Below are 25,085 nucleotides of genomic sequence, written 5' to 3' on the forward strand. Positions count from 1 at the left end.
GGCGAGGTCCCAGCCGGGGTCGGCTGATTCCCCTGCGGTGGGGGGCCCCGGGCCCCCCCCCCCCCCCCCCCGCCCCCCCGACCCCCGCCGGTGCCCGCCCCCCCCGGCCCGGGGGGCCGGCCGGGCCCCCCCCCCCCCCCCCGGGCCGCGGGCCGCGCCCCGGGCGGGGGAACCCCCACCCACCCCCGGGCGCGCCCGTCTTCCCTCATCCCAGGGTGGGACGGTGAGCACGTCCTAGGGTGGGACGGTGAGCACGCACGCCGAAGCCGCCGCCGTCCCCCCGCCCCCGGAGGGCGCCCTTCCGCCCGTCCGGGTCCTCGTCGCCGACGACGAGGCGATGATCCGCGCGGGGGTACGGGCCGTACTCGCGGCCGACCCCGGGATCGAGGTCGTGGCCGAGGCCGCGGACGGCAGGACCGCCGTCGAACCGGCCCTGCGCCACCGGCCCGACGTGGCGCTCCTCGACATCCGGATGCCCGGGATCGACGGCCTCCGCGCGGCGGAGGAGCTGCGCCGGGCCGCGCCGGACGTGGCGCTCATCGTCCTGACCACCTTCTCCGAGGACGAGTACATCGCCCGCGCCCTCGCGGCGGGGGCCGGCGGCTTCCTGCTGAAGTCGGGTGACCCCCGGGAGCTGCTCACCGGGGTACGGGCGGTCGCCGACGGCGCGGCGTTCCTCTCCCCCGCCGTCGCCCGGCGCGTCATCGACCGGCTCGGCGGCGACAGGATGTCCCGCGCCGCCGAGGCCCGCCGCCGTCTGGCGCCGCTGACGCCGCGGGAGAGCCAGGTGGTCGCCCTGGTCGGCGCCGGAATGTCCAACGGCGAGATCGCGGCACGCCTCCATGTCGTGGAGGGCACGGTGAAGACGCACGTCAGCGCCGTGCTGGCCCGGCTGGGCCTGCGGAACCGGGTAGAGCTCGCGATCCTGTCCCACGACGCGGCGCCGCCCGCCGACGGCCCCGGGGTTCCAGGGCCCTGACAGGGCCCTGAGCCGCGGGCGCTTCCCCCGGGGACCCCGGGGACCCCGGGGACCCCGGGGACGCGCTACGGCAGAGTGGCGGCATGCGCCCCCGTCGTCGTACCGTCACCGATCTCGCCCTCTGGGCGCTCGTCGCCGCACCGCTCCTGGTCAACGGAGAGCGCGTCGGCGGCACCGCGGGCTGGGTCCGGCCGTGGACGGAGAGCTGGGCGGGCACGGGGTGGGCCACCGCCGCCGGGGTCGCCGTGCTGGGCGCCGCGGTCGCCGTCGGGCGGCGGCTGCCCCTCGTCCCCCTCGGTACGGCGCTGGCCCTCAGCGCCCTCCACAGCACCCAGCTGATCACCCCCCAGTACAGCGTCGCGCTCGCCGTCTTCGCCTATCTGACGGGCCGCCGCTCGCCCCGGGCGCGCCCCGCGCTCGACGTCGTCGCCGCCGTCGCGGCGCTGGGCCTGGTGGCGACCCTGGCGCTCGGCGAGGAGTTGTGGACCTGGTTCGTCCTGGTCGCGGCGCTGCTGCTGGCTGTCGTGGTGCCCTGGCTGGTGGGCCGGTACGTACGGCAGTACGCGGAGCTGATCCGCGCGGGCTGGCGGCTAGCGGACCGGCTGGAGCGGGAGCAGCGGGCCGCGGCCGACCGGGCGCGGCTGCGGGAACGGTCCCGGATCGCCGGGGACATGCACGACTCCCTGGGCCACGATCTGTCGCTGATCGCCCTGCGCGCGGCGGCGCTGGAGGTCGACCGGGGGCTCGGCGACTCCCAGCGCGCGGCGGCCCGGGAGCTGCGGCTCGCGGCGGCCGGCGCCACGGAGCGGCTGCGGGAGGTCGTCGGGGTGCTGCGGGAGGACGCGGAGGCCGCGCCGACGGCGCCCCGCGACGAGACGGTGCGGGCCCTGGTGGAGCGGGCCCGTGGTTCGGGTCTCGCGGTACGCCTCCACGAGGCCGGCGCCCCGGGCTCGGAGCCGCTGCCGGAGATGACGGACCGGGCGGTGCACCGGGTCGTCCAGGAGGCGCTCACCAACGCGGCGAAGCACGCGCCGGGGGCGGAGATCACCGTACGGGTGGTCCGGGACCGCGACACCGTGGCGGTGACCGTCACCAACGGCCCCGCGCCCGACCCCACCACCACCGCGGCTCCCGGCGGCGGCACGGGCCTCGTCGGCCTCCATGAACGCGTCCGGCTCGCGGGCGGCACCCTCGCACACGGCCCGGCGGACGGCGGCGGCTTCACGGTCGGCGCCCGGCTGCCCGTGACGGCCGGGGCGCCGGCCCCCGCACCGGAGGCGGCGCCCGCGCCGACGTCCGCCCGGGAGCTGGATCTCGCCCGGCGGCGGGTCCGGCGGGGCCTGCGTCAGGCGATCGTGGTCCCGGCGGCGATCGGCACCGTACTGGCGCTCCTGATGCTCGGCTTCGAGCAGTACACCCGGATCCAGTCGACGGTGCACCGCGCCGACTACGACGCGATCCGGGTCGGCGACGCCCGCTCCGACGTGCTGGACCGCCTCCCCGGCCACCGGCTGCCCGGCAGACCCGCGGGGGTCGAACCGGAGCCGCCGGGCACGGACGGCTGTGTGTACCACCGCGCGGACATCCTGAGCGACACCCCCGCGTACCGCTTCTGCTTCACGGCGGACCGGCTCTCCTCCAAAGCCGTCGTCACCGATGTGCCGAACGAGGAGTTCCGGCACACCGACGCGAACTAAGTCGTCGAGGGCACGCCCCCGGGGAGACAGACCAGGCCCAGGTCCGCCGATGCCGCGAGCAGGGGGTGCGCCGGGAGGACGCGGACCGTGTAGCCGAAGGGGCCCGTACGGTCGAGCGGCAGCTCGCCCTCGTAGACGACCCGGCCCTCCAGGTCCGGGCCGCCCGCCGGTTTCAGCGGGAACAGACGGGCGTCGGCGATGGCGTCGTCCGGGTCGACCCGGCCCGCGACGGCCTGGACCTCCACATCGTCCGGGGTCAGTTCGCCCAGCGCCACCCGGGCCCGCAGGGCGAGGGCGGCGCCCAGTTCGGCGGTCCCGGCGGGGGCGTGCTCGACGGCCTCCACATGGTCGACGGCGACCTTCGGCCAGCCGCCCCTGACCCGGGCCTTCCAGTCGGCCAGCTCGCCCGCGGTACCGGCGTCCAGTGCCCGGTGGGCGTGGGCCGCGGGGGCGTAGAGCCGCTCCACGTACTCCCGGACCATCCGTCCGGCCAGCACCTTGGGGCCGAGCGTGGCCAGGGTGCGGCGGACCATCTCGATCCAGCGGCGGGGCAGTCCGTCGGGCGCCCGGTCGTAGAAGCGGGGCGCGACGCGGTTCTCGATCAGCTCGTAGAGCGCCGTGGCCTCCAGGTCGTCCCGCCGGTCCTCGTCCATGGCGGGTCCGTCGGCGGTCGGGATGGCCCAGCCGAAGTCGGGCTCGTACCACTCGTCCCACCAGCCGTCGAGCACGGAGAGGTTGAGGCCGCCGTTGAGGGCGGACTTCATCCCGCTGGTGCCGCAGGCCTCCAGCGGGCGGAGGGGGTTGTTGAGCCAGACGTCGCAGCCGGGGTACAGCTTCTGCGCCATCGCCATGCCGTAGTCGGGGAGGAAGACGATCCGGTGCCGTACCCGCGGGTCGTCGGCGAACCTGACCAGCTCCTGCACCAGCCGTTTCCCGCCGTCGTCCGCGGGGTGGGCCTTGCCCGCGACGACGATCTGGACGGGGCGTTCGGGGTGCAGCAGGAGGGCCCGCAGCCGTTCGCGGTCGCGCAGCATCAGGGTGAGTCGTTTGTACGAGGGCACCCGGCGGGCGAACCCGATGGTGAGGACGTCGGGGTCGAGGACGCCGTCGATCCAGCCCAGCTCGGCAGCCCCGGCGCCGCGCTGCCGCCAGGAGGCCCGCAGCCGGTGCCGTACCTCCGTCACCAGCTGGTCGCGGAGTTCGCGGCGGAGTTCCCAGATATCGGTGTCGGGGATGTCGCCGATCGCGGTCCACGGATCGGAGCCGCCCGCGGCGAGGGCGTCCTCGGCTCGTCCGGCGCCGATCCGGCGGGCGCCGAGCCGGAAGACCTCGGGGGCCACCCAGGTGGGGGCGTGGACGCCGTTGGTGACGGAGGTGATCGGCACCTCGTCGGCGTCGAAGCCGGGCCAGAGACCGGCGAACATCCCGCGGCTGACGGCGCCGTGGAGGGTGGAGACGCCGTTGGCGCGCTGGGCGAGCCGCAGTCCCATGACGGCCATATTGAAGACCTGGGGGTCGCCGCCGGGGTAGGTCTCGGTGCCCAGCCGCAGGATCCGGTCGACGGGGACGCCGGGCAGGGCGCCCCGGTCGCCGAGGTGCCGGGCGACCAGCTCGCGGTCGAAGCGGTCGATCCCGGCGGGGACGGGGGTGTGGGTGGTGAAGACGGTGCCCGCGCGGACGGCTTCCAGCGCCGCGTCGAAGCCGAGTCCTTCCTCGCCCAGTTCGCGGATCCGTTCCAGACCGAGGAACCCGGCATGGCCCTCGTTGGTGTGGAAGACCTCGGGCGCGGGGTGGCCGCCGAGCCGGCAGTACGTCCGGACGGCGCGGACGCCGCCGATGCCGAGCAGCATCTCCTGCAGCAGCCGGTGCTCGCTGCCGCCGCCGTAGAGACGGTCGGTGACGTCGCGTTCGCCGGGGCCGTTCTCCTCTACGTCGGAGTCGAGCATCAGCAGCGGTACCCGGCCGACCCGGGCGACCCACACATGGGCGCGCAGGGACCGGCCAGCGGGGAGGGCGACGGCGATCTGCGTGGGGCTCCCGTCGTGCTCCCGCAGCAGGGCGACGGGCAGCTCGTTGGGGTCGAGCACGGGGTAGTGCTCCTGCTGCCAGCCCTCGCGGGACAGCGACTGCCGGAAGTACCCGTGCCGGTAGAGGAGCCCGACCCCGATCAGGGGCGCGCCGAGGTCGCTGGCGGCCTTGAGATGGTCGCCCGCGAGGATCCCGAGCCCGCCGGAGTACTGCGGAAGGGCCGCGGTGACACCGAACTCGGGCGAGAAGTAGGCGACGGCGGCCGGGAACTCGGCGGCGCGGGCGCTGGTCTGGTACCAGCGGCGCCCGTGCAGATAGTCGTCGAGATCGTCGGCCGCGGCGGTCAGCCGACGCAGAAAGCGCCGGTCACCGGCGAGCTCCGCGAGCCGTCCCGCGGACACGGACCCGAGCAGCCGTACGGGATCCCCACCGGCGGCACGCCAGCCGTCGGGATCGACGGCCTGGAAGAGTTCCCGGGTCTCGGTATGCCACGACCAGCGCAGATTGCGCGCGAGATCGCTGAGTGGACGGAGGTTTTCGGGCAGGACGGGACGCACGGTGAACCGACGGATGGCCTTCACGCCCCCACCTTGACAGGACGCCCTCCCCTGCGCCGGTATGCCGCGCGGAGGCGGCCCGGCGTCTGCCTGGTTCGGTGGAATCTCCTCCTCCGCCCCACCAACGCCTCGCCGCTCCGCGCTCACATCCTCGCCTGGTGCTGTCACGGTTGATCTGCCCCAGGGCGGTCGAGGAGTCCGTAGCGCGGACATGGACCCGGATGGTTTCCCATGCCTTCCATTTGACGACCCGATCGCCGTCGCAACTGAAGGCCGCCGCACCGGGTGACCCGGAAGGCGCGGGCCGAAGGCACGCCCATCCCTTCCAGGCCCCCGGTAATCGAAGGGTCGGGCCGGGACCGGATCGACGCGCCGTTCGGGAACCGGCAGACGCTCTGCCGTCCCGTCCGGAGAACGCCGCCCCGGTCCCGGGGGCCCTCGGGTCAGCCCAGTGCCGGGGGTCTGCCCGGGGTGTACGGGGAGCCCAGGTTCACCGTTGTCGGGTCGAAGGCGCCCTGGGCCGCGTAGCGGGCCGCTATGGCGGCGCGTTCCGTCGGGGGGATGACCTCGTCGATGTCCGTGAAGCCGTCGGGGGCGCGCTCGTGGGCGAGGTTGATGACGATCTCGGGGCCCATGTGGCGGTTGGCGTGCTGCAACTCCGTCATGGCGGGGCGGCGTTCGGCCTCGTAGGCGGCGAGGGCCTCCGTCGGGTCGCGGTGGACCGAGAGGGCTCGGGCCAGGGCGCGGGCGTCGACGATCGACTGGGTGGCGCCGTTGGAGCCCGCGGGGTACATCGCGTGGGCCGCGTCCCCGACGAGGGTCGTTCGGCCGTGGGACCAGCGCTCCAGCGGCTCCCGGTCCACCATCGGGTACGCGTACGCCTCTTCGGCCGCCCCCACCACCCGTTCGACGGCGACCCCGTCGAACTCCCAGCCCGCGAACTGCCGGGCGCACCGCTCGACCGGGACCCGTCGGTCCCAGTCGCCGCGGTACGCGCCCGGGGACCCCGCGTCCGGTCCGGCCGCCGCGTCGCCGGGCACGGCGAGCGCCCAGTTCATCAGGGTCGTGCCGTCCTCGGGGTCGGGCTCGGCGATCGGGTAGACCACGGCCTTCTGCCGGTCGTCACCGGCGATGAACATGAACGTGCTGGCGTGCTTAGCGGGCACCCGCGACACCCCGCGCCAGATGACGAGGCCGTTCCACGGCGGCTCCCCCTCACCGGGGTTGAGCCCGGCGCGGACCGCGGAGCGGATGCCGTCGGCGCCGATGAGGACGTCGGGTTCGAGGGAGCCGCTGCCCCGGTGGACCCCGTCCCGGTGCCGGACCCGCACCCGGGGGCGCCCGTGCGGCTGCTGTTCGATCCCGGCGACCCGGACTCCGGGGACGACGGCGTCCGGGCCGAGCCGTTCGCGTACGGCGTCCGCGAGAACGGTCTGGAGGGCGCCACGGGCGATGGAGAGCTGCGGCCAGTGGTATCCGGCGGCGATTCCGCGCGGGTCGCGGGAGATCAGCCCGCCCCGCGCGTGGTAGTACCGCAGTTCGCGGGTGGGCAGTCCACGGCGCGACAGCTCGGCGAGGAGGCCGAGTTCGTCGAGTTCCCGTACAGCGTTCGGCAGGATGTTGAGCCCGGCGCCGACCGGGCGGATCTCCCGGGCCGCCTCGACGACCGTGACCTCGGTGAATCCGGCGCGATGGAGCGCGAGAGCCGTCGTCAGCCCGGCTATCCCCCCTCCGGCGATCATGAAATGGGTCATTGGTCCCTCACCGTCTCCCCGGCCTCTCCGCCGTCCGCGCGCTCGGCGCTCCCGCCACACCCGTAGCCCGTCCCGCAGGTGTCGTGCTCAGCACGGCCGTCGGCGCGCGCCGGTTCGACGGCACGGCGGACGAAGGTCTCGTTGCCACGGGTGAGATCGAGCACCGCGCGCAGCAGTTCGATGGGGGCGCCGCCGCTGCCCGTGTCGTACAGCCGCACTTCCTCCGCGTACGCCTTGCGCGCCACGGTGATGTGGCGGGCCCGGAACGCCTTGAGGATACGCAGCACCCGTACGAGTGAGTAACCGGAGTTCATCAGGTGGTCGGCGGGGCCCCGGCCGTCGGCCGCCTCCCAGCAGACGGCGGCGGAGAACTTGGAGACCGCGGAGACCCCGCCGCGGTGGTCCGCGTAGTGGGCGCGCCAGCCGGGGAGCGTGTAGCGGACGGACTCGGCGAGGAACGTCCCGTAGGAGCGGTCGCCGCGGTCGCACTGCCAGAGCGACATATCGACGAGCCAGAGGGGGACCTGGGCGGCGGCGGGGCCGAGGTAGTCGGCGCCGTCGACGTCGATCTCCTCGAAGTAGGGGCGGATGTCGGTGGCGAACACGACCGGCGGGACGTGGGCGACGGTGAAGTCGATGGAGTCCACCATCGCCGACACGTCGTCGGCTATCCGGTCGAGGACGGTGGCGAACGCGGGGTCGTACGGCTCGATCCGGGCCAGGTCGGCGCAGTGGCCCAGGGCGGAGACGAGACCGGGTATCACCATCCGGACGGCTTCCTGGAGGGCGAGTTCGGCGGTGGAGCCGGTATAGCTGCGGACCCGTTCACCCGGCGGGTTCCAGGTCGCGTAGTGGTGCACCGTGTCGCGGGGGACCATGGCGGTCATCCGGCCGAGCCGTTCGAGTACGGGGAGTACGGGCGGCACCGCGGCGACCGGCTGGACGCCGTGCCGTTTGAGGGAGCCGAGCAGGATGCCCAGGTCGCGCATGGCGGCGAGGGCGTCGGTGACGCCGTATCGGGCGACGTCTTCGGGCTCCGGCGTCAGCGACCGCAGGGTGGCGGTGAGCGCGGGGACGTCGGCGGCCGCGTTCATCGCGGGAACGCGGGCGAGCGGCCCGTCGGCGTCGAGCGGATCGGCCGCCCGGATCTCGGCGATCCGGAAGTACGGCTCGGTACGTGGCACCAGACCGGGTGCGACGAGGTCGTGCAAGGTCATCGGAGGCCCCCCTCGGACACATCGATGAGAAGAAAGGGTGCGGGTTCGGATGGGACGGTCGTGCCTCGGGCGGCCCCCCGCCGCCCACGGCGCCGGGCGCGCCGCACGCCTACCGCCGCGCGCCCGCGCCCTCACTCCGTGGCGCCGCGGTGCTCCTGACGGGCGGCCGCGGGGCCGGTTCCGGGTCCGGGTAAGGACCCGTGCCGGGGGGTGGTCGGGCCCCCGGGTGCGGTTTCCGGGCCGGTGACGGCACCGGTGGTGGCGGTGTCGGTACTGGCGGTGCCGGTGGTGGCGGTGCCGGTGGTGGCGGTGCCGGTGGTGGCGGTGCCGGTGGTGCCGGTGTTGACAGCGCCGGTGCCGGTGCCGGTGCCCGAACCGGTGGCGGGGGCGGGGGCGTCGGCGCTCCCGGCCGTCGCGTCGCCGCCGGCACGCGTCCCGGCGGTGGTGGGGGCGGAGAGGGCGGACGTCGGCGGCTCCTCGCGCGCCGGGCCGTTGGTCGCGGGCGGGGGTCCGGACGGCGTTCCGGGCCCAGGGGTTTGGGTACCCGCGGCCGCCGTGCGCAGTCGTACGGACAGGAGCGCGGCGAGCGCCGCGATCCCCGCGCCCGCGAGGAGCGCATTCCGGAAGCCTTCGGTCTGCGCGGACGCGCCGGAGCCGCCGTCGAGGCCCGCCGCGGCGATCGCGACCAGGACCGCGAGACCGAGTACCGAGCCGAACTGCTGGGCGGTGTTGACCAGTCCGGAGGCGAGCCCGGTCTCCTCGGGGGCCGCGTCCGCCGTGGCGGCCACATTGGTGGTGACCATGACCAGCGGCAGGGCCGCTCCGAGGACGAGGCTGGGGGCCAGCACCGTGGAGAAGAACGTGCCTTCGGAGCGCAGGGCCAGGGCCAGCCAGCCGAGTCCCGCGCACAGCAGGACGAAGCCGAGGGTCATCGTGGCGTGCAGCCCGATCCGGGCGATCAGCGCGCCGGTACGGGGCGCGACGGCGACGACGACCAGGGAGAGCGGCAGCAGTCCGAGCCCGCCGGCCAGCGGCGACTGGTCGAGTACGTCCTGGAGGTAGAGGCTGACGAGGAAGAACATCGGGAAGAGCGCCATCTGGGCGAGGCCCGAGAGGATGTTCGCCCCGCGCAGGACGGGCCGGCGCAGTACGGCGGGCGGCACCAGCGGGTGCGCGATCCGCGACTCGATCACGGCGAACGCGGCGAGCAGGGCGAGCCCGGCCGTGGCTGCGGCGAGCGTACGGGGGTCGGTCCAGCCCGCCTCACCGGCGCCGACCAGGGCGTACGCCAGCAGTCCGAGGCCCGCGGTGGCGGTGAGCGCCCCGCCGGGGTCGAAGCCGCGGGCGGGTCTGCGGGCGCCGGGCGTCAGCCAGCGCAGCGCGCCGGCGGCGAGCAGCAGGCCGACGGCCACATTGAGCCAGAAGGTGGCGCGCCAGCTCAGCAGGTCGGTGAGGACGCCGCCGAGCACGGTTCCGCTGACCCCGCCGAGCCCGCCCATCGCGGCGAAGATGCCGAGGGCGCGATGGCGGGCGGGTCCGGCCGGGAAGAGGGTCAGCAGTTGGGCGAAGGCCGCGGCGGCGGCGAACGCGGCCCCGGCGCCCTGGGCGGCGCGCGCGGCGACGAGGGTGCCCGTACCGCCGGCGACGGCACCGGCGGCGGACGCGGCGACGAGGACCGCGAGCCCGGCGAGGTAGAGCCGCCGGTGGCCGAGGAGGTCGGCGGCGCGGCCGCCGAGGAGCAGCAGCCCGCCGAAGGTGATCAGAAACGCGTTGGCGACCCAGGAGAGCCCGGCCGAACCCGAGCCCAGCTCCGTGCCGACGGACGGCAGCGCCACATTGATGATGGCGGTGTCCATGATGAGCAGCAGCTGGGTGGAGGCGAGCAGCGCGAGCGCGGCCCCGGCGCCGCGGGTCCCGGCCCCGGGCGGCGGGGCCTTCGACGTATCGGGCCCATCGTCGGGCCCGCCGTCGGGCCCGGCCGAACCTGGTATCTCCGTCACCTCGTCCACCCCGGGCCCCGGGGGTCTCTCCGGGTCCCGGGGTGGTCCGTACCCCCCGGGAGCATCCGACACTCTGTCGGCGGCCGTCGGACCGGCCGGCCCCGCCGATCCGGCCGGTCCGGCGCCGCGGAGACGCCGGGAATACCGGGAATGCCGGGCACGCCGGGAAGGTGCGGCCGTGTTCGCCGTTCCGGGTGCTTCCGCCGTTCCGGGCGCGTCGTGTCGTCGGTGCGCGTCGTGTCGTCGGCGGGTCTCGCGGGCAGCGCCGTCACGGGCGCGCCCCGTCGCCCGCCGAAGCGTCCCCGTCGCCGGATATCGCCTCGGCCGGGTCCGTCAGGTCGTATCCCTCGAAGCAGGACCGGGCCAGCCGTTCGCACGCGTCGGCGCCCCCGGCGAACGTCTGCATCGTCAGATAGACGTGCGGCGCCCCGTGGTAGAAGCGTTCGTACTGCTCGTGCCGGGAGGCGAACTCGGAGCCGAGCGCGTCCCACGCCAGCTTCAGCAGCTTCACCCGGTTCTCCGCCGTACTCCCGGGGGCCTTCAGATACTTCGCCACCAGCGGCCCCAGCTCGGGATGGAGCAGGTCGTCCCCCGAAGCCGGGAGCTGGATGACCGCGCCGCCCGCGAGGCCCTTGATCTCCTGGACGGCCCGGGGGTAGATCTCTCCGGCCATGATCCGTTGCGCCCAGGAGATCTCGGTGCCCGGCGCGACCCCGCCCCGGCCGCCGTCGACCTGCTCGTACGACGCCTCGGCGGCCAGCACGAACGCCTTGGCCTGGGCGACCATGCCGAGCAGCCGGCCGACCGACTGGGTGACGGCGGGCAGTTCATGGGTGCCGTTGGAGCGGGTCAGCAGGATCGCGAGACCGGTGAGGAACTCCAGCTTGGTCCAGAAGCGGGTGGCGGCCTGGTGGACGAAGTTCAGATACGCGGGGGTGCGCCACCACATCGCGGCGGTCGCGTCCACATGGCGGTACGTCAGCACCCGCTCCCACGGCACGAAGACGTCGTCGCAGATCAGCATCGCGTCGTTCTCGTCGAAGCGGGAGGAGAGCGGATTGTCGAAGACGCCGCGCGCCCGGCCCTCGTACGAGGTGCGCGACACCAGCCGCACGCCCGGGGTGTCGACGGGGAGGGAGAAGCAGAGCGCGTGCTCCACGTCGTCCGGTGCCAGTGGCTCGATCGTGCCGACGAGGACCTCGTCGGCGAAGACCGCGCCCGATCCGATGGTCTTGGCACCACGGACGACTATGCCCCCGTCGCGCTCCTCGACCGCCTTGACCAGGAGGTCGTCGGCGCCCTGCCCGGAGCGGGGGTTGGTGATGGTGAACGCGCAGTACAGGTCCTCGTCGGCGAGCCGCCGGTGGTAGGCGAGAACGTTGTCGGCACCGTCGAAGGTGTCGGTGGTGAAGAGCCGGGGCAGCGCCGCGAACCCGGCCGCGCCGCTCGCCATGTAGTCGGGGGTACGTCCCAGGAAGCCGTAGCTGGCCTCCGCCCACAGTTTGTACGCCCGGCGGCGGGCGACCAGGTCCGCGTGGGTGCGCGGGACGACGAAGGCGCGGTGGACGCCGTCGCTGGTGAGCACCGGGCGGTGGGCGGGGTCACGGGCCAGGTCGTAGAGGCCCGCCAGCGACGCGGCGGTCCCGCGGAAGGCGGGATGCGTGGTCACGTCCTTCACGCGCTCGCCGTCCAGCCAGATCTCCCGCCCGTCGTTCAGCGCGTCCAGATACTGCCGACCAGACCTGATCAACGTTTCTCCTCAAAGGAACACACCCCCCGCCGGCATCGAGCCTCGCCCTGTCTCCGGCGGGTGGGCAATGAAAGACCGTCCAGCGGTGATTAAGAACCAGCCAGCCGTACGGGGGTCGGTGGCCGGGCCCCCGCCCGGTACTCGCCGGGGGTGACCCCGTACCACTTCCGGAAGGCCAGATGGAAGCCGACGGCGCTCTGGTAGCCGACCCGGTGCGGGACGGCGGACTGGGGCAGCGACGTCTCGCCCAGCAGCCGGGCCGCCTCCTGCATCCGCCGCCCGGTCAGATGGCGGGCCGGGGCCTCGCCGACCAGCTCCCGGAAAGCGGCGGTGAAGGCGGACCGGGACATCCCCACCTCGCGGGCGAGCGACTCGATGGTCCACGGCTCGGCGAACCGGGTCGAGATGATCACCATGGCCTTGCTGATCCCGGGGTGCCGCAGCAGGGGCATGGTCGCCGGGTTGTCGGCGAGTTCGCGCAGCAGTGGGCGGAGCGCCAGGACCAGCGCCATCTCGAAGGTCCGCAGGGTGACCAGCCGGTCCCCGGGGCCGACGGGCCGGTCGGTGGTGGCGAGCAGCCGCAGGGTGTCCCGCAGCAGCGGCTCCTGCTCGACCTGCGAGCGGTCCAGGACCAGCGCCCAGGGCAGCGCCTGGTAGAGCCCGCTGGCGGCGGAGGCGTCGTAGTGGAGTCCGGCGCAGAGCAGCCGGGTGGCAGGCCCCTCCCCCTCGATCCTGATCTCGCCGGACGTCCCGGGCTCCCGCTCCGGCAGCATGCTGCCGAGCGCGACCCCGCCGCGCCGGTCGGGGTGGTCGGAGAGCCGGTGCTCGGTACCGGTCGGGAAGACCGCGAGATCGCCCTCGTGCAGCCGGAAGGCGCTGTGGCCGTCGCCGGTGATCCAGCACTCGCCCTCGACCATGAAGTGGAGAACGGCGCAGCTCTCCTCGTCGTCGCCCTCGATGGCCCAGGGACCGCGGAGATTCCACCGGCTGTCGAACACCCCGGTGAGGCGCAACGGCCTCATGAGCTCGCTCAGGAGGTCGTCGCCTTCGGTCTGGGCAGTCTCAACAGAGTCCATTGGACGATCCTTCAACCTCCGACCCGGTTTGTTAATTGATCGGCCGAAGCCGCCGCCGCGAGCCTGGAAGAGCCGTACCCGGCAGCGACCTCAACCTTATCGAAGGGCTCTTCAGACACATGTCCGATCACATTCCGATGCGGGTCGCGGTCGTGGGGGCGACCGGTTTCCAGGGGGGAGCGGCGGCCAGGCTGCTCGTCGAGCGCGGTCATCGGGTGCGGACCCTGAGCCGCAGACCGGAGGGGGACCGCCCGGATCTGCCCGGGGTCTCCTTCGGCGGCGGCGACCTGGGGCGCTTCGAGGACGTCCGGCAGCTCTTCGAGGGCGCGACGCACGCGGCGGTCGTCATGCCGCTGGTGTACCAGGCCGAGAAGGTGCTGCGGTACGCGCAGAACATCGCCAGGGCGGCCCGTGAGTCGGGGGTTCGGCGGCTGGTCTACAACGCGAACATCCGGGTGCCGGACCGGACGACCAATGTGGCGGGCTTCGAGACCCGGCGGCTGGCGGAGACGGTGTTCCGCGAGGGTCTGGCGCAGAGCGGCGTCGAGCTGGTCGTGGTCCGCCCGCCGGTCTATCTGGACAACCTCTTCAGTCCGTGGAACGGCCCGGCGCTGCTGACCGAGGGTGTGCTGGCCTATCCGCTGCCCGCGGACGTGGAGATCTCCTGGCTCTCCCACCGCGATCTGGCGGAGGCCGTGTTCGCGGCGCTCACGGTGGACGGGATCGCGGGGCGCCGCTTCGATATCGGCGGCCCGGTGGGTCTGACCGGGGCCGAGCTGGCCGCCGCGTTCGGCCGCGGGCTCGGCCGCGAGGTGCGGTACGTGCCCCTGGATCCGACGGTCTTCGAGCAGGGCCTCTCCCATCTGCTCGGCCCGGAGGCGGCGGCGGGAGTCTCCGGGGTCTACCACTACATGGCGGCGGGCCCGGAGCCCGGTCTGCTGGCGGGCGACGGCGGGGTGTCGTCGGCGGCGCTGTCGCTGAAGCCCGCGCGGGCCGACGAGTGGGTGGCCCGGCAGCCCTGGCACACCTGGGTGGAGACCACCCCCACCCCTACAAGCACCACAAGCACCACGTGTACCAGTACGAAGACGGAGCACTCCCATGACGCGTAACACCCATCCCGTTCCCGGCGACGCCGACGCGCTCCCCAAGGAACCGAGCTGGGAGTGCCTCCCCGGCTGACCGCCTCGCCCCGCCCCGGGCCGATCCCGTACGACCCCGGCCCGACCGGGCCCGACCCGTACCCGTACGACCCGTGCCCGACCGCGCCCGACCCGAGCCCCCCGGAACCCCCGGGGGGCTTTCCCGTGCGTACGCCGGTCCTCCGGCGCCCCGGCCACCACGGCCACCCCCGCCACCCCGGCCACCCCGGGCGTTGCGCCCCCCGGGTGAACGCGGCCGGGCATCCGTACGGGCCGTCCGCGCCCCGGGGGTGCCGACCGGTTACAAATATCGGACGCCTTTCACAAAATGCAGTATTTCCGGCATATCCCCTGCCGTCGTCCCGTACCGCCCGCACCACCAGCCACCCAGGTGAGCCCATGATCGGTCGTATCCCCGTCACGGACGTCCGCCCCCTCGTCGACTGCGGGCACCGGCCCGCCAAGGCCGTGGTGGGAGAGACCTTCGAGGTCACCGCCACGGTCTTCCGGGAGGGCCATGACGCCGTCGCCGCGAATGTCGTCCTGCGCGACCCGAGCGGGCATCCGGGGCCCTGGACCCCGATGCGGGAGCTGGCGCCCGGCAGCGACCGGTGGGGCGCGCCGGTGACCCCGGACTCACCGGGGATGTGGAGCTACGCCGTGGAGGCGTGGGGCGATCCGGTGGCGAGCTGGCTGCGGGAGGCCGGGATCAAGGTCCCGGCGGGGATCGACACCGGGCTGGTCCTGGAGGAGGGCGCGCTGCTGTACGAGCGCGCGGCCGGCGGCGTACCGAAGAGCGACGGCCGGGAGGCCGTCCTGGCGGTGGCCGACGCGCTGCGGGACACCGCCCGGGAGCCCGGGGCCCGGCTGGCGGCCGCGCGGGCGCCGGAGGCCGTGGCGGCGCTCACCCGCCATCCGCTGCGCGAACTGGTCACGCTCTCCCGTCCGCTGCCGCTGCTGGTGGAGCGCCGCCGGGCGCTCTTCGGCTCCTGGTACGAGCTGTTCCCCCGCTCCGAGGGCGCCGTGGTCGAGCCCGGGGAGCCGCCGGTCTCCGGCACCTTCCGCACCGCGGCGAAGCGGCTGCCCGCGATCGCCGCGATGGGCTTCGACGTGGTGTATCTGCCGCCGGTCCATCCGATCGGCACCACCCACCGCAAGGGCCCGGACAACGCCCTGACGGCCGGACCGTACGACGTCGGCGTGCCGTGGGCGATCGGCTCGGCGGACGGCGGGCACGACGCGCTCCACCCCGGCCTCGGCACCTTCGCCGACTTCGACCACTTCGTCAGGACCGCGCGGGCCCTGAGGCTGGAGGTCGCCCTCGACTTCGCGCTCCAGTGCTCACCGGACCATCCCTGGGTGACGGAGCACCCCGAGTGGTTCCGGCACCGCGCCGACGGCACCGTCGCCCATGCCGAGAATCCGCCCAAGAAGTACCAGGACATCTATCCGGTCGCCTTCGACGCCGACCCCCGGGGTCTGGTCCGGGAGACCGTGCGGATCCTGCGGTTCTGGGCGGAGCGGGGGGTGCGGATCTTCCGGGTGGACAATCCGCACACCAAGCCGGTGGACTTCTGGGAGCAGGTCATCGCGGAGGTCGGCGGGGTCGACCCGGATGTGATCTTCCTGGCCGAGGCGTTCACCCGCCCGGCGATGATGCGGGCCCTGGCGGCGGTCGGCTTCCAGCAGTCGTACACCTACTTCACCTGGCGGAACAGCAAAGCCGAGCTGACGGAGTATCTGACCGAGCTGGCCGGGGAGACCTCCGCCTATCTGCGGCCGAATCTCTTCGTCAACACCCCGGACATCCTCCACGAGACCCTTCAGCGCGGCGGCCGGCCCGCCTTCGAGGTGCGGGCGGTGCTGGCGGCCACCCTCGCCCCGTCCTGGGGGATGTACGCGGGGTACGAGCTGTGCGAGAACACGGCCCTGCGGGAGGGCAGTGAGGAGTATCTGCGTTCGGAGAAGTACGAACTCCGCCCCCGGGACTGGGAGTCCGCCGCCCGCGATGGACGGACGATCGCCCCCCTGATCACCGCGCTCAACCGGATCAGACGCCGTCATCCGGCGCTCCAGCAGCTGCGGGACCTGCACTTCCACGAGACCGACAACGACGCGCTGATCGCGTACTCGAAACGGGCGGGGCGGGACATCGTACTCGTCGTCGCCAACCTCGACCCCCACCACACCCAGGAGGGGACGGTCTCGTTGGACATGCCGCGACTCGGGCTCGCATGGCACGAGACCGCCCCGGTGCGCGATCTGCTCACCGGTGAGACCTATCACTGGGGCAGAGCCGCCTTCGTACGCCTAGAGCCGGGTGTCACACCCGCGCACGTGGTGGCTCTGCGACCGTCCCCGCCGATCGGAGGGTCACCCACACCATGACCGTCAACGAACCCGTCCTCGACCTCTTCGAGGACACCCCCGCGAAGGACCGCGACCCCGACTGGTTCAAACGGGCCGTCTTCTACGAAGTCCTCGTCCGGTCCTTCCAGGACAGCGACGGGGACGGCGTCGGCGACCTGAAGGGCCTGACACAGCGGCTCGACTACCTCCAGTGGCTGGGCGTCGACTGCCTCTGGCTGCCGCCGTTCTTCAAGTCCCCCCTGCGGGACGGCGGATACGACGTCGCCGACTACACCTCCGTACTGCCCGAGTTCGGCGATCTGGCGGACTTCGTCGAGTTCGTGGACGCCGCGCACCAGCGGGGCATGCGGGTCATCATCGATTTCGTCATGAACCACACCAGCGACCAGCACGAGTGGTTCCAGCAGTCCCGTTCCGACCCGGACGGCCCCTACGGCGACTACTACGTCTGGGCCGACGACGACAAGCGCTACCCCGACGCGCGAATCATCTTCGTCGACACCGAGTCCTCGAACTGGACCTTCGACCCGGTCCGCAAGCAGTACTACTGGCACCGGTTCTTCTCCCACCAGCCCGATCTCAACTACGAGAACCCGGCGGTGCGGGAGGAGATCGTCTCGGCCCTCCGCTTCTGGCTGGACCTGGGCATCGACGGCTTCCGGCTGGACGCGGTGCCGTACCTCTACCAGGAGGACGGCACCAACTGCGAGAACCTGCCGCGCACCCACGAGTTCCTCAAGCAGGTCCGCAAGGAGATCGACGCGCACTACCCGGACACCGTGCTCCTCGCCGAGGCCAACCAGTGGCCGGAGGACGTCGTCGACTACTTCGGCGACTACGCGGCCGACGGCGACGAATGCCATATGGCGTTCCACTTCCCGGTGATGCCGCGGATCTTCATGGCGGTCCGCCGCGAGTCCCGCTACCCGGTCTCCGAAATCCTCGCCAAGACCCCGGCGATCCCGGCGAACTGCCAGTGGGGCGTCTTCCTGCGCAACCACGACGAGCTGACCCTCGAAATGGTGACGGACGAAGAGCGCGACTACATGTACGCGGAGTACGCCAAGGACCCGCGGATGCGGGCGAACATCGGCATCCGGCGGCGGCTGGCGCCGCTGCTGGACAACGACCGCAACCAGATCGAGCTGTTCACCGCGTTGCTGCTCTCCCTGCCGGGCTCGCCGATCCTCTACTACGGCGACGAGATCGGCATGGGCGACAACATCTGGCTCGGCGACCGGGACGCGGTCCGTACGCCGATGCAGTGGACCCCCGACCGGAACGCCGGATTCTCCTCCAGCGACCCGGGGCGGCTCTATCTGCCGACCATCATGGACCCCGTCTACGGCTACCAGGTCACCAATGTCGAGGCGGCGATGAGCAGCCCCTCGTCGCTGCTGCACTGGACCCGGCGGATGATCGAGATCCGTAAGCAGAACCCGGCGTTCGGGCTCGGTACGTACACCGAACTGGCCTCGTCCAACCCGGCGGTGCTCGCCTTCACCCGGGAGTACCGGGACGACCTGGTGCTCTGCGTCCACAACTTCTCGCGGTTCGCCCAGCCCACGGAGCTGGATCTGCGGGAGTTCGCGGGACGGCGGCCGGTGGAGCTGATCGGCCAGGTCCGCTTCCCGGCGATCGGCGAGTGGCCGTATCTGCTGACGCTGTCGGGCCACGGCTTCTACTGGTTCCGGCTCCGCACGGGGTCCGTTCCGGAGACCAGCCCCGCGCCCGTGCCGATGACGGCCGTCTGACCGGCCCGGCGCCCGCCTCCCCGCGCGCCCCGGCGCGCGGGGAGGGTGTGCCGACCCCCCCGAAGCCGCAGAGGCCATGGAGGGGCACGAAGGGGTACGTACGTCCGAACGAACCGGATATCCGCGCGCCGCCGGACAGTCGAAGGCAGGATCCGGAACACTCTGGACATTCGTATATTCGCGACATACGAGACATTTGAGTCAGAGGGAAAGGGCGCGATGCCATGTCGGAGGCTGCTGCCATCCGGACCCCCGTCAGCCGTCTCCCCCTGCTCCCCTCCCTCGCCCCGCTGCTCCGCTCCTGGCTGCCGCGACAACGCTGGTTCGCCGGGAAGGGCCGCCCGGTCACCGGTTTCTCCCTGGTGTCGGCGGTCGAACTGCTGCCGGTGGCCGGAGCGGGCGCCGGGAGCGGCGGGCCGGGACTGCTCCATCTGCTGGTGACGGTCCACCAGGACGAGCCGGACGGCCCGGCCGACCCCGTACCGGACTGCTATCAACTGCTGCTCGGCGTGCGGCACACCCTCCCGGCGCAGCTCGCGCCCGCCCTGATCGGCCGCCCGTCGGCCGGCCCCCTGGCCGGACTGACCGTCTACGAGGCGCTGTACGATCCCCGGCTCGCCGCCCTCGTCGTCGAACGCCTGCACACCCCCGGGGCCCTCGGTCCGCTGCGGTTCGCCCGCGCCGACGGCGCCCCGCCCCTGCCCCGCGGTCTGACGGCCCGCCCCCTCGACACCGAGCAGTCCAATACGTCCCTGGTCTACGGCGACGCCTACATCCTCAAGGTGCTGCGCCGGGTGGAGCCGGGCCCCCATCCCGATCTGGAGCTGCCGCTGGCGATCGCCCGCGCCGGGTGCGACCGGGTCCCGGTACCGGTCGCCTGGTACGAGTCGGCCGCGCCCGTCCCCGCCACCCTCGGCGTGCTCCAGCCGTTCCTGCCGGGCTCCCGGGACGGCTGGCGGCTCGCGCTGGACGCCCTGGCCGCCGGGCGCCCCTTCACCGACGAGGCCCGCGCGCTGGGCCGGGTCACCGCCGAGGTGCACACGGCGCTCGCCGCGGAACTGCCCACGGCCTGCCTGGGCCCGGCCGAGACCCGGCGGCTGGCGGCCGGGATGAGCCGCAGGCTGGACGAGGCCGCGCGGGCGGTGCCCCGGCTGCTGCCGTACGTCCCCCGGCTCAGAACCGCTTTCGACGCGTTCGCCGCCGTCGGCGGGGCCGGCCCCGGGCGGCGGGCCCAGCGGGTCCACGGCGATCTCCACCTCGGCCAGGTCCTCCGCTCGGGCGCCTACTGGTCGGTCATCGACTTCGAGGGCGAGCCCGCCCGCCCCCTCGACGAGCGCCGCACCCCGCAGCCCCCGGTCCGCGACATCGCCGGGATACTCCGCTCCTTCGACTACGCGGCCCGGACCCACCGCCCGTGGAACCCGGCATGGGCCGAACGGTGCCGGACCGCCTACTGCGAGGGCTACGCCGAGGCGTCGGGCCACGACCCGCGCGCGGATCCCGCGTCGCTGCGCGCCTACGAGACCGACAAGGCCGTGTACGAGGTGGTGTACGAGGCCCGGCACCGGCCCGACTGGCTCCCGGTCCCCATGGCGGCGATCGACCGCCTGGCCGCCGCCGGCGGCCGCACTCCGGTGCACTCCCCCTCCCGACCGACCGCTTCCGCCGAAGGAGAGCCCCTCCCGTGACCGCCGCCCGCCCCCCGTACGAGGAGACCCCCGGCACCGGCGCGCCCCGGACGCCCGCACCCCCGTCGCGGGCCGCCGCCCGCCCGGCCGGGGCCGCACCCCCGTCACGGACCGCCGCCCGCCCCGCGGGACGCCCGGCGCCCCGCCCCAGGACCGCGGCGGCCGACGACGACACCGGCCGCGCCCCGCGCACACCGCCCGCCCGCCCCGGCGGCGGCGCGGACCGTGGGCGCGGAGTGCTCGCCGCGCCCGGGCCGTCCGAGGACGACCGGGTCCGGCTGCTCTCCGGCGGCCACCACGACCCGCATGCCCTGCTCGGCGCCCATCTGGGCCGCCAGGGGGTCGAGATCCGGGTCCTGCGCCCCTACGCCCGGACCGTCACCGTCGTCGCCAAGGGCCTGCGGGCCGAGCTGGCCGACCACGGCGACGGACTGTTCTCCGGGGTGCTCCCGATGCGGACCGTCCCCGACTACCGGCTGCTGATCACCTACGACACCCCCGACGGTCGGGGCGTCCACGAGGTCGAGACCGACGATCCGTACCGGCTGCTGCCGTCCCTCGGGGAGCTGGACCTCCATCTGATCGGCGAGGGCCGGCACGAGGAGCTGTGGCGGGCGCTCGGCGCCCATCCGATGGACCACCAGGGGGTGACCGGGACCCGGTTCACTCTGTGGGCGCCGAACGCGCGCGGGGTACGGATCGCGGGCAGCTTCAACCACTGGGACGGCGGCGGCTTCCCGATGCGGTCGCTGGGCGCTTCGGGGGTGTGGGAGCTGTTCGTCCCCGGCGTCGGCGAGGGCGCGCTCTACAAGTTCGAGATCATGCGCCCGGACGGTACGCACACCCTGCGCGCCGACCCGATGGCCCGGCACGCCGAGGTGCCGCCCGCCAACGCGTCGAAGGTCACGGTCTCCCGGCACGAGTGGACCGACGGCGAGTGGCTGGCCCGGCGCGCCGACCGCCCGGCCCACGAGTCGCCGTTCTCGGTCTACGAGGTCCATCTCCCCTCCTGGCGCCCGGGACTGAGCTACCGGCAGCTCGCCGAGCAGCTCCCGTCGTACGTCAAGGACCTCGGCTTCACCCATGTCGAGCTGATGCCGCTGGCCGAGCACCCCTTCGGCGGCTCATGGGGCTATCAGGTGACCGGCTTCTACGCGCCGACGTCCCGGCTCGGCACCCCCGACGACTTCAAGTTCCTGATCGACGCGCTGCACCGGGCCGGGATCGGGGTGATCATGGACTGGGTGCCGGCGCACTTCCCGCGGGACGACTGGGCGCTGGCGGAGTTCGACGGACGGCCGTTGTACGAGCACACGGACCCGCTCAGGGCCGCGCACCCGGACTGGGGCACCCTCGAATTCGACTACGGCCGCAAGGAGGTCCGCAACTTCCTGGTCGCCAACGCGGTCTACTGGTGCGAGGAGTTCCATATCGACGGGCTGCGGGTGGACGCGGTCGCCTCGATGCTCTACCTGGACTACTCGCGCGAGGAGGGCCAGTGGTCGCCCAACGCGCACGGCGGGCGGGAGGACCTAGACGCGGTCGCCTTCCTCAAGGAGATGAACGCCACCGTCTACCGGCGCTGCCCGGGAGTGGTGACGATCGCCGAGGAGTCCACGGCCTGGGACGGGGTGACCCGCGCCACCGACCACGGCGGCCTCGGCTTCGGTCTGAAGTGGAACATGGGGTGGATGCACGACTCGCTGGAGTACATGGTCCGCGAGCCGGTGCACCGGAAGTTCCACCACCACGAGATGACGTTCTCGATGGTGTACGCGTACACCGAGAACTACGTTCTGCCGATCTCCCACGACGAGGTGGTGCACGGCAAGGGCGCGCTGGTGAGCAAGATGCCCGGCGACTGGTGGCAGCGGCGGGCCAACCACCGGGCGTATCTCGGCTTCATGTGGGCCCATCCGGGCAAACAGCTGCTCTTCATGGGGCAGGAGTTCGCCCAGGGGGCGGAGTGGTCCGAGTCGCACGGCCCCGACTGGTGGCTGCTGGACCCGTCGTACGCGGCGGAGCCGGACCATCGCGGTGTCCGGCTGCTGGTCCGTGAGCTGAACACGGTGTACGGGCGGACCCCGGCGCTGTGGGAGCGGGACGGCGTGCCGGAGGGCTTCGCCTGGATCGACTGCGAGGCCGCCGAGGACAACGTCCTCGCCTTCGTCCGCTTCGACGCGGCCCGGGAACCGCTGGTGTCGATCAGCAACTTCTCACCGGTGGTCCGGGAGGAGTACCGGGTCGGGGTACCGGAGTGGGTGCCCGCCTGGGCGGAGGTCCTCAACACGGACGCGGAGCGGTTCGGCGGCGGGGGCATCGGCAACGGCGACGGCGAGCGGACCCCGGTCCGGCCCGATCCGACGCCCTCGCACGGCCGGGGGTCGAGCCTGGTGCTGACGCTGCCGCCGCTGGCGACGGTGTGGCTGCGCCCGGTCCGTACGGTCTGAACCCGCCGGACGGTCCGGCCGGGGTACGGGCCCGCCGCGCGAGGACACGGCCTCGGTCGCGGCGGGCCCGTACCCGTACGGCTCAGACCGTCTCCTCCCCCGCGCCGGGTGCGAGGCCGGCCGGGAGGGTGCCCGTGTGGACGATCCCCAGGCGCTGGGTGGCGCGGGTCAGGGCCACGTACAGATCGCTGCCGCCGAAGCGGTCCGGCTCCACCACGATCACCGTGTCGAATTCGAGGCCCTTGGCCTCGTGGGGCGCCAGGAACACCACCCGGTCGGTGAGATCGGGTCCGGTTCCGTCCGCCGTCACGTCCGTCGTCCCCTCCACCGGCCCGTCCGTCGTCCCGAAGCGGTTGCGCAGCCGTTCGGCGAGGCCGGGCGGGGCGATGACGGCGAGCCGCCCCTCCGCCGGGGTCTCCCGGCGGACGGCCGCCCGCACGGCGTCGGCGAGCCCGGCCGCGGTCCGGTCGGATACCCGCTCGAACCACGGCCGGGCGCCCGTGGCGCGGACCGAACGCGGCGGCGCGAAGCCGGTGTCCGCGGGGAAGGCGGCCCTGCGGACGGCGGCGGCCGTCTCCATGATCTCGGCCGGGGTGCGGTAGTTGACGCCGAGCCGGGTGTGGGTCCAGCGGTCACCGACGTACGGGGCGAGGATCTCCCGCCACGAGCCGGCGCCCGAGTCGTCGGCGGTCTGCGCCGGATCGCCGACGAGGGTCATCGAACGGGCCGGGCAGCGGCGCATCAGCAGCCGCCACGCCATCGGCGACAGCTCCTGCGCCTCGTCCACGATGATGTGCCCGAAGGCCCAGGTGCGGTCGGCGGCGGCCCGTTCGGCGGCGCTGCGGTGGTCGGCCTCCTCGGCGCGTTCGGCCATCCGTTCGGCGTCGACGATGTCGTGCGCGGCGAGGACCTCTGAGTCCTCGTCCTCGAACTCGTAGCTCTCGGAGCCCGCCAGGACGTCGAGGACGCCCTGGGCGTAGGCGATCCGCTCCCGGTGCTCGGCCTCCCGCGCCGCCCGCAGGGCGCTGTCGTCCGTGCCGAGCAGTTCGGCGGCCTCGTCGAGGAGCGGGACGTCGGCCGGGGTCCACTCGGCGGGCCCGGTCCTGCGGATCAGCGCCGCGTCCTTGGCCGGGAGATAGGCACCGGGCTCGGCCAGGAAGCCGGTGACCAGCTCCTCGGGGGTCAGCGACGGCCACAACTCGTCGACCGCGGCCCGGACGTCGTCGCTGGTGGCGATGTCCTTGCCGATCTGCGCGAGATCGTCGGGGCCGAGGAGGTTCGGCCCGCCGAAGGGGTCGGCGCCGAGCCGGTCGGCGACCTCGCCCGCGAGGGCGTCGGCGATCGCGAGGGCGAAGTAGGGGCGGGCCGGGTTGTGCGGGAGTCCGGTGGCACGGGCACGGTCCCGGGCCGCGTACGCCATCTCGCGGTGCAGCCGCAGCGTGCCGTACTGCTCGTGGTCGATCAGCAGGGCGGGCTCGGGGACGGTGTTCTCGGCCTCGTGGTCGAAGCCGGGGACCGCGGGCACGCTCTCCGGCAGCCGCTGCCGGTCCCGTACCGCCCGGGCCAACGCGTCCGCCATCGCGGTCCGGCCCTTGACGGCGGCGGCCCGGACGGATTCCGTCCCGGTGGCGATGACACCGGGGAACAGCTCACCCACGGTGGCGAGCAGGACCCCGGTCTCGCCGAGCGACGGCAGGACGTCGCCGATATAGCCGAGGAAGGCCGGGTTGGGGCCGACGACCAGAACGGCCCGGCGGGCCAGCAGCTCGCGCTCCGCGTAGAGGAGATACGCGGCGCGGTGCAGGGCGACGGCGGTCTTCCCGGTCCCCGGGCCGCCCTCGACCACCAGGACGCCCCGGCGCGGGGCGCGGATGATCCGGTCCTGGTCGGCCTGGATGGTCCGCACGATGTCCGCCATCCGGCCGGTGCGGGCGGCGCCGAGCGCGGCGAGCAGCACGGCGTCGGCGTCGGGGTCCTCATGGCCGGTACGGGTGGGGTCGGTGAGATCGAGGAGTTCGTCGTGGAGGGCGGTGACCCTGGCGCCCCGGGTGGTGATGTGGCGGCGGCGGGTCAGGCCCATGGGGGTGTGTCCGGTGGCGAGATAGAAGGGGCGGGCGACGGGGGCGCGCCAGTCGACGAGGAGGGGGGTGCGGTCGTGGTCGCCGTCGCGGATCCCGATCCGGCCGATGTGGTGGACGGCGCCGTCGCGGAGGTCGATCCGGCCGAAGCAGAGCCCGGAGTCGACGGCGTCGAGCGCGGCGAGCCTGCCGGACTGTTCGGCGACGGCGACATCGCGTTCGAGCCGTGCCTGGAAGGTGGAGCCGAGCTGTCCGAGGGTGGCACCGAGGGTGTCGACCGCCTCCCGCCGCAGTTCGGTCAGGCGCTGCTGGAGCCGGTCGACGACCCGCTGTTCGCGGCGCATTTCCGCGCGCTGGATTTCCTCCCGGCCCGCCGTGGCTTTCCCGGTCCCCGTGCTTGACAATTCCACTCCCGGAGCGATATGGTGAGGTTACTTGAATTTCCCTGATGTTTTTTATCAGGAAGACAATCCCTCAATATACCGCGCCAAAGCCCTCGCCTGTCCATTCGGTGGAGGGTTTCTTTTCTTTTACGGGGCCGTACG

General features: G+C 73.6%; 14 protein-coding genes. 7 read left to right on the forward strand and 7 right to left on the reverse strand.

Annotation, left to right across the window (positions count from 1 at the left end):
• Window positions 1-247: 247 nt before the first annotated feature.
• Together ACFXG1_RS14030 and ACFXG1_RS14035 are read left to right on the forward strand one after the other, a co-directional pair.
• Window positions 248-979: a response regulator gene (locus tag ACFXG1_RS14030; protein ID WP_384722919.1), complete on the forward strand. Its 732-nt coding sequence runs from the start codon at window positions 248-250 to the stop codon at window positions 977-979.
• Between the two features lie 83 nt (window positions 980-1,062).
• Complete coding sequence (locus tag ACFXG1_RS14035; protein WP_384742477.1) at window positions 1,063-2,676, forward strand: sensor histidine kinase; 1,614 nt, start codon at window positions 1,063-1,065, stop codon at window positions 2,674-2,676.
• Here ACFXG1_RS14035 and glgP read toward each other — a convergent pair.
• The 6 genes from glgP to ACFXG1_RS14065 all read right to left on the reverse strand — a co-directional run bounded on the left by glgP (window position 2,673) and on the right by ACFXG1_RS14065 (window position 13,058).
• Window positions 2,673-5,285: an alpha-glucan family phosphorylase gene (glgP, locus tag ACFXG1_RS14040; RefSeq protein ID WP_384718180.1), complete on the reverse strand. Its 2,613-nt coding sequence runs from the start codon at window positions 5,283-5,285 to the stop codon at window positions 2,673-2,675. The genes ACFXG1_RS14035 and glgP overlap by 4 nt on opposite strands.
• A gap of 419 nt (window positions 5,286-5,704) precedes the next feature.
• A complete protein-coding gene (locus ACFXG1_RS14045) occupies window positions 5,705-7,015 on the reverse strand; it encodes an FAD-dependent monooxygenase (RefSeq protein ID WP_384718182.1) in 1,311 nt (436 codons plus the stop codon).
• Window positions 7,012-8,232 carry a monodechloroaminopyrrolnitrin synthase PrnB family protein gene (locus ACFXG1_RS14050; protein ID WP_384718184.1) on the reverse strand — a complete coding sequence of 407 codons (1,221 nt, stop codon included), beginning with the start codon at window positions 8,230-8,232 and terminating at the stop codon, window positions 7,012-7,014. Before ACFXG1_RS14050 ends, ACFXG1_RS14045 begins: the two co-directional genes overlap by 4 nt.
• A gap of 131 nt (window positions 8,233-8,363) precedes the next feature.
• On the reverse strand, window positions 8,364-10,232 hold the full coding sequence (locus ACFXG1_RS14055) for an MFS transporter (RefSeq protein WP_384742480.1): 1,869 nt from the start codon (window positions 10,230-10,232) through the stop codon (window positions 8,364-8,366).
• A 268-nt stretch (window positions 10,233-10,500) separates the two neighbouring features.
• Window positions 10,501-11,982: a 4-hydroxyphenylacetate 3-hydroxylase family protein gene (locus ACFXG1_RS14060; RefSeq protein WP_384712191.1), complete on the reverse strand. Its 1,482-nt coding sequence runs from the start codon at window positions 11,980-11,982 to the stop codon at window positions 10,501-10,503.
• 89 nt (window positions 11,983-12,071) lie between these two features.
• Window positions 12,072-13,058: an AraC family transcriptional regulator gene (locus tag ACFXG1_RS14065; protein WP_384712194.1), complete on the reverse strand. Its 987-nt coding sequence runs from the start codon at window positions 13,056-13,058 to the stop codon at window positions 12,072-12,074.
• A 119-nt stretch (window positions 13,059-13,177) separates the two neighbouring features.
• Here ACFXG1_RS14065 and ACFXG1_RS14070 point away from each other — a divergent pair, with 119 nt between their 5' ends.
• From ACFXG1_RS14070 to glgB, 5 genes are all read left to right on the forward strand, one after another.
• Window positions 13,178-14,170, forward strand: a complete 993-nt coding sequence (locus ACFXG1_RS14070; RefSeq protein WP_384712196.1) for an SDR family oxidoreductase — start codon at window positions 13,178-13,180, stop codon at window positions 14,168-14,170.
• Window positions 14,171-14,599: 429 nt separating this feature from the next.
• Window positions 14,600-16,588 carry an alpha-1,4-glucan--maltose-1-phosphate maltosyltransferase gene (locus tag ACFXG1_RS14075; protein WP_384712199.1) on the forward strand — a complete coding sequence of 663 codons (1,989 nt, stop codon included), beginning with the start codon at window positions 14,600-14,602 and terminating at the stop codon, window positions 16,586-16,588.
• The gene (gene treS / locus ACFXG1_RS14080; protein WP_384712202.1) at window positions 16,585-18,324 is read left to right on the forward strand and encodes a maltose alpha-D-glucosyltransferase; all 1,740 of its coding nucleotides are present in this window, start codon (window positions 16,585-16,587) and stop codon (window positions 18,322-18,324) included. Before ACFXG1_RS14075 ends, treS begins: the two co-directional genes overlap by 4 nt.
• A gap of 224 nt (window positions 18,325-18,548) precedes the next feature.
• Window positions 18,549-20,012: a maltokinase gene (locus ACFXG1_RS14085; RefSeq protein WP_384712205.1), complete on the forward strand. Its 1,464-nt coding sequence runs from the start codon at window positions 18,549-18,551 to the stop codon at window positions 20,010-20,012.
• Entirely contained in the window at window positions 20,009-22,462 is a 2,454-nt protein-coding gene (glgB, locus tag ACFXG1_RS14090; RefSeq protein ID WP_384712208.1) for a 1,4-alpha-glucan branching enzyme, read from the forward strand. Before ACFXG1_RS14085 ends, glgB begins: the two co-directional genes overlap by 4 nt.
• 82 nt (window positions 22,463-22,544) lie before the next feature.
• Here the strand turns inward: glgB and ACFXG1_RS14095 are convergent, their stop codons facing one another.
• A complete protein-coding gene (locus tag ACFXG1_RS14095; RefSeq protein ID WP_384719442.1) occupies window positions 22,545-24,884 on the reverse strand; it encodes a HelD family protein in 2,340 nt (779 codons plus the stop codon).
• Window positions 24,885-25,085 lie beyond the last annotated feature (201 nt).

It is taken from the genome of Streptomyces sp. NPDC059248 (genome assembly GCF_042753905.1).
Lineage (GTDB): Bacteria > Actinomycetota > Actinomycetes > Streptomycetales > Streptomycetaceae > Streptomyces.

Coding starts and splice junctions, on each gene's coding strand:
- ACFXG1_RS14035 (WP_384742477.1), top strand. CDS start 1,063: ATGCGCCCCCGTCGTCGTACCGTCACCGATCTCGCCCTCTGGGCGCTC.
- ACFXG1_RS14045 (WP_384718182.1), bottom strand. CDS start 7,015: ATGACCCATTTCATGATCGCCGGAGGGGGGATAGCCGGGCTGACGACG.
- ACFXG1_RS14050 (WP_384718184.1), bottom strand. CDS start 8,232: ATGACCTTGCACGACCTCGTCGCACCCGGTCTGGTGCCACGTACCGAG.
- ACFXG1_RS14065 (WP_384712194.1), bottom strand. CDS start 13,058: ATGGACTCTGTTGAGACTGCCCAGACCGAAGGCGACGACCTCCTGAGC.
- ACFXG1_RS14070 (WP_384712196.1), top strand. CDS start 13,178: ATGTCCGATCACATTCCGATGCGGGTCGCGGTCGTGGGGGCGACCGGT.
- ACFXG1_RS14075 (WP_384712199.1), top strand. CDS start 14,600: ATGATCGGTCGTATCCCCGTCACGGACGTCCGCCCCCTCGTCGACTGC.
- treS (WP_384712202.1), top strand. CDS start 16,585: ATGACCGTCAACGAACCCGTCCTCGACCTCTTCGAGGACACCCCCGCG.
- ACFXG1_RS14085 (WP_384712205.1), top strand. CDS start 18,549: ATGTCGGAGGCTGCTGCCATCCGGACCCCCGTCAGCCGTCTCCCCCTG.
- ACFXG1_RS14095 (WP_384719442.1), bottom strand. CDS start 24,884: ATGCGCCGCGAACAGCGGGTCGTCGACCGGCTCCAGCAGCGCCTGACC.